Annotated in this window: 5 protein-coding genes; 3 read left to right on the forward strand and 2 right to left on the reverse strand. The window is 45.6% G+C overall.

The genetic code is table 11. The features are described from left to right. Window positions 1-1,012: hypothetical protein (locus E4V01_RS25125; protein WP_135300261.1), on the reverse strand; the 1,012-nt coding region annotated here is incomplete at its 3' end. A gap of 796 nt (window positions 1,013-1,808) precedes the next feature. On the opposite strand from E4V01_RS25125, the gene E4V01_RS25130 reads away from it, so the two are divergent. Further along, a complete protein-coding gene (locus E4V01_RS25130) occupies window positions 1,809-2,393 on the forward strand; it encodes a recombinase family protein (RefSeq protein ID WP_135300262.1) in 585 nt (194 codons plus the stop codon). Between the two features lie 4 nt (window positions 2,394-2,397). Then, window positions 2,398-2,829 (forward strand): hypothetical protein, encoded by a 432-nt coding sequence (locus tag E4V01_RS25135; RefSeq protein WP_135300263.1) that lies wholly within the window; start codon window positions 2,398-2,400, stop codon window positions 2,827-2,829. Between the two features lie 780 nt (window positions 2,830-3,609). On the opposite strand, the gene E4V01_RS25140 is transcribed toward E4V01_RS25135, so the two are convergent. Beyond that, window positions 3,610-3,972: an Imm8 family immunity protein gene (locus tag E4V01_RS25140; RefSeq protein WP_135300264.1), complete on the reverse strand. Its 363-nt coding sequence runs from the start codon at window positions 3,970-3,972 to the stop codon at window positions 3,610-3,612. A 257-nt stretch (window positions 3,973-4,229) separates the two neighbouring features. Here E4V01_RS25140 and E4V01_RS25145 point away from each other — a divergent pair, with 257 nt between their 5' ends. Then, on the forward strand, window positions 4,230-4,526 hold the full coding sequence (locus E4V01_RS25145) for a hypothetical protein (protein ID WP_135300265.1): 297 nt from the start codon (window positions 4,230-4,232) through the stop codon (window positions 4,524-4,526). The last annotated feature ends 196 nt before the right edge of the window (window positions 4,527-4,722 follow it).

The raw sequence follows: 4,722 nt of genomic DNA on the forward strand, positions 1-4,722 counted from the left end.
GATTGGGAGCAGTTGCAACGGAGAAGCCCCAGTTGCCCAATGTCAAAGATTGGCGGCTAGCAATCAATCCAACGTATCCACCAACACCATCACTTCCATAGGCCGTAATGCTGGTGCCCTCACCGCCAACATTGATTGAATTGCTGGCAGAAATACCATTAACAACGGCTTGACCGAATATGCCAGCATATATATTTGCATTTTTCTCGAGATTTATCGTATTTCCGTGGCCAAATACATTAAGAGACGAATCTTTAAAGGCGTAAATATGCGAATTACTAGCAAGTATTTCCTTGTTTTTTCCAGAATGATGTATGTTGAAGATCCCATTCATATTTGAATAATCAGTGAGAGATATAATAATATTATTTGCTGAAACTATTTCAATTTTTTCTTGCTGACCGGCAGACGCAGTGTCGATTACAGTCGTAACAGTCCCGTCATTGTTATTAAATTGATTGAGTGTCTGATTTCCATTGAATTTTATGAACTCACTATTGGTAGTAGGTAATTGCAACAATAGCCCTGGGGCCCATTTTGAACTGCTATCAAACGGAATAGATATTCCAGCTTTTCGTAAAGCTGTTCCAGCAACGCTATTAGAATTCTGCCACCCGGGTGAATATGGAACGCCTAATGTAGAAATACTATGGTAAGTTTCCAAAATTGTGTTCCATTGAGATGAAAGATTAGTGCCCTGAGATAAAATTTTTGTTTGATATGGTATGCCACTGTCTTTATCAATCATCGTCGGGTTTGACGGGTCATTTATATCGAATTGTTCAGTCTTATAGCCTAAGACGCCGTATGCTGTAGCTCTTCCTTCTACGGCGTCCTTCGAGGCACCAAGGGATGTAGAAGCATCTGGCGACGCTGGAATTGTTGGGCCAGCACTTGTATAAAACGATTGACCTCTATTGTTTATATAAACAAGAGTTATATGGTACGCACCATCATACATGGTTGGAACATTTGTAACTTTATTGTAAACGGCCAGAATTTGTTCAGACATAATCGTTGTCCTTTACAGGATGGTAAGATCTATTGTGGTTCTGGTACGCAAAACTTTAAATTCGGAGTTTTCTTCTATTGCAAAAATATCTATGTAAACCATTATATTGGCATTATATCTATTTTTTAGTAGAGTTGAAGACCTATAAATTTTTTCTTTAGTGTTTTTATTAGTAACTTTAAATATAACTAGGCTATTAAGCCCGGATCTTGTGATTTCGTCGGATATTTTGTTGAAATTGTATCCGAGATTCAAAAAAATTTGATCTGTTGCGGCAGTAATATCTTCGTTTATTATCACTCGTTTTTCACGTACGACCTCTTCCAGTTTGTTTATTATTGTAGAATAAAGTGTATTTTTTCTCGAACTGTTTACTTGCGCTAAATGGATGCTCGGCTTGATTATTTCAATTTTTACTTGTAGATCTGATATAAGGATGGAAATAACTGAAACTAATGCCGGAGAGATCGAAGCCATTTGTACCTCTCGGTAGAAGATATGCTGACCTTCGCGCCGATAGAGAAAGGAGGGGGGTAAAGATCAGCAAGATAGCATCGTGGTCTAAGGTATCTTTCATAGAGCCTTGTGCATGTCATGCTGCTCAGCGTTGCTACGGCTGAACTGACATACCGCAAATTGTTATCGAAGCAAGCTGCTTTATTTGTAAGCAAAACGAACGTTTTCCTGACAATCGGCAGCGGCGCCTTTCTAGCGCTGCGAAACGGCCCCGCTTGTGTAAGGAAAATATGATAGGTAATCTATTGTTCGGATAAGGGTATTGCGAGACAATCCTGACATGCTCGTCGGATATGCCCGCGTCTCGACCCAGGATCAGAACCTGGACCTGCAGCGCGATGCGCTGACCAAGGCCGGTTGCGAGCGGATCTTCGAGGAGAAGAAGAGCGGCAAGGCTGGGACCAAACGCCCGGAGTTCGAGGCCGCCCTCGCCTATCTCCGTCCCACAGACGTCCTGGTGGTCTGGAAGCTCGATCGCCTGGGCCGCTCCCTCGTCGAGATGATGCGTACGATCGACGGTCTCCGGATCAAGGAGATCCACTTCCGCTCCCTGACCGAGCAGTTCGACAGCGCCACTGCCCACGGACGCTTCGCCCTGCAGATGCATGGGGCCATGGCTGAGTACTTCCTCGACCTCAACCGCGAACGCACCATGGAAGGCTTGAAGGCTGCCCTCGCTCGCGGGCGTAAGGGCGGCCGGCCCAAATCCCTCTCGGAGGGGGACCTCGAGGTAGCGCGCGCCCTTCTGGCTGCCGGCAACATCTCCGTGGCCGAGATCGCCAAGCGCCTCGGTATCAGCCGGGTCACCTTCTACAGCTACTTCCCGCAGGCACGGGCACGCAGCCAAGCGCGCGCTGCGGACTGAGCTGATGCCGATCCGCCCGCACAACCGCTTCTTCTATCCGATCGATTGGCGCGAGCTGTCGGAGGTGATCCGGTTCGGCCGTGCCAAGGGCTGCTGTGAGCAGTGCGGCCGGCCGCACGGGCAGTTGGTGTTTCACCTCGGAGATGGCCGCTGGTGGGATGCCGCCGGGCAGACCTGGCGCAGCGGCAAGGGGCGTTCGCTCAAGCTGAAGCCGCTGGGATGCCTGTCGGCCACCACGGTGATCGAGACCACCCGCGTCTATCTGGCCTGCGCCCACCTCGACCACGATCCGGGCAACAACAATCCGAAGAACCTCAAAGCGCTCTGTCAGCGTTGCCACATCCTGTATGACCGTGACGAGCATTGGCGCCAGCGTAAGCTTACATATCAGCTGCGCAGAGCACTCGGTGATCTGTTTCTGGGCCCATACACATAGCTGACGCGCTTCGATTAGCCGAGGGTATAAGTAAGCCCCAACAATCGATGCAACTCTCTTGCATTGCGCTCGCAAAGCAGCTGGATTAGGGAGAGCGGCACCCCCGTGCATATAATCTCTAGTAAATTCATTTAGAGAGCGTAGATCGGAAATCTTATTGTACATTGGATCTTTGCTACCAGCTTCTTCAAATTGATTTGTCATTTCATCTAGCATAACCAGCGGAGCAAAGCGGCCTGGGAACCTTGCGCGCATATAATCTTCCAATGCGGGAGGTGGCCTTCAAATTGAGATCGAACTGTAGATTTATATCAAGCATTGTCGCGGATAAATTCGCAATATAGACCATCAAATTCCAACAATAGCGATCCCGTCTCAGTAAAAAAGAAAGTAGTATATTCAGTCTTTGGAGCCGATGGCTGGGTAGTTACAATTTTATTAACGGACACATAATAGGATAATTTAATTATCTGATCCGCTTCATCGCATTCGATCTTATAGATTAAGTTTCCATCTTCATAGAATTTAACTTTTACCCTCCCAAACCTCAACATTGCTTGATCATCTTCGGCATTGATAAGCCATCTACCAATCAGCCTCAACTTTCAGCCTCCAAATTTTTTAGTTTCATTAGAAATCTTTGCCTTTGTAAATTTGTGAGGCCGGGAGACTGGCCCGTCTCCCAAAGCTGGATCAATTCCTTATTGTCAAAAAATTTTTCAACATACGGCACTGCATTACAAAATATTAACTCCGATAACTATGGATTTTATCTAATAACTATTCAATGTAATCTTCGAATTCCCACTTTCCATATCTGCCTAATCTCTCGGCAGCTTCCTGCCAACTTGAGGCCGCGCAATTTAATGCGATATCAATTAGGAATTTTTTTATAACGTCAATGTCAAATCTGGTCGTAATCAAGTAATGTCTCCCCGAAAAAATGCCATTATTAGCCTCTAACTCGATCCAAGATGGGTTGCACACCAATATATCGAATGATTCGTCTCCTTCTTGACCATGGATTCCATACATTGCTTGTATCAAGATACAATATGGATCATTTTTGAATTCCTCTTCAAATTCAATAATATCTTTATCCGGAGAATGGATGCGTTTTAGTTCTGGGATTACTAATTTCATGGAAAGATATCCAAATGTCCATTGATTTGCCGCTGACCACCTGGTCGCAACCTTTGTTCAAAATTTGCCTGCGTTTTGCCAATCCTCGGCTTATTTGAAGGCGGTCGGTATTGACGGAGTCCGTCGGCGCTTATGAGTGTTGTGCCATCCGTGGAAGAAACTCTATGCCCTGGCCCCACCCATGATTCACCCAAGCGCTGAGCATCTTGTGCCGTCAGATATGGAATACGAGTACTAGACAGCATCGGAGGTAGACCATGAGCGTTAAAGAGAGAAAGTTTTCAATCAATATTGAAAAAATTGATGAAAAAAATTCTTCTAATATTATTTTTGACTATAATTTGAGGCCAAATGTTTTGATCGGCAACGATATGTTTCCAGGTAAAATAATTTCTGACGGCGCAAATGGACTATCAAAAGGGTCGGCATTAGCAATCGCTATTTTGGACTCGGATACAAAACCTGCAAATATTATAAAAGGGATTCAAATTGAATTGAGAGATGGTCCGATCAAGACGTTATGCACTGGAATATTAGATATAGTAATCGAATAATTCCGACGCAATCAACAAATTCGATCAATCGAACCGGAAAATGAAATGCAATGTCGCTGCGCGCAGGCGAGCCATACATATCCCTGCCCTAGTGGTCTGAGTTGGAAGTTTCCTTGCGGTTTTGTCGCGCGAGCACCATGTGGCGGCCTTCTACGAGGAGGTCGCTACGATGGCCCGTGGTCCCAAGCCAGCGCAG

Origin of the sequence: Methylorubrum sp. Q1, assembly GCF_004683995.1 — a bacterium.
In the GTDB taxonomy this organism is placed as follows: Bacteria; Pseudomonadota; Alphaproteobacteria; order Rhizobiales; family Beijerinckiaceae; genus Methylobacterium.

Coding starts and splice junctions, on each gene's coding strand:
- E4V01_RS25130 (WP_135300262.1), top strand. CDS start 1,809: ATGCTCGTCGGATATGCCCGCGTCTCGACCCAGGATCAGAACCTGGAC.
- E4V01_RS25145 (WP_135300265.1), top strand. CDS start 4,230: ATGAGCGTTAAAGAGAGAAAGTTTTCAATCAATATTGAAAAAATTGAT.
- E4V01_RS25135 (WP_135300263.1), top strand. CDS start 2,398: ATGCCGATCCGCCCGCACAACCGCTTCTTCTATCCGATCGATTGGCGC.
- E4V01_RS25140 (WP_135300264.1), bottom strand. CDS start 3,972: ATGAAATTAGTAATCCCAGAACTAAAACGCATCCATTCTCCGGATAAA.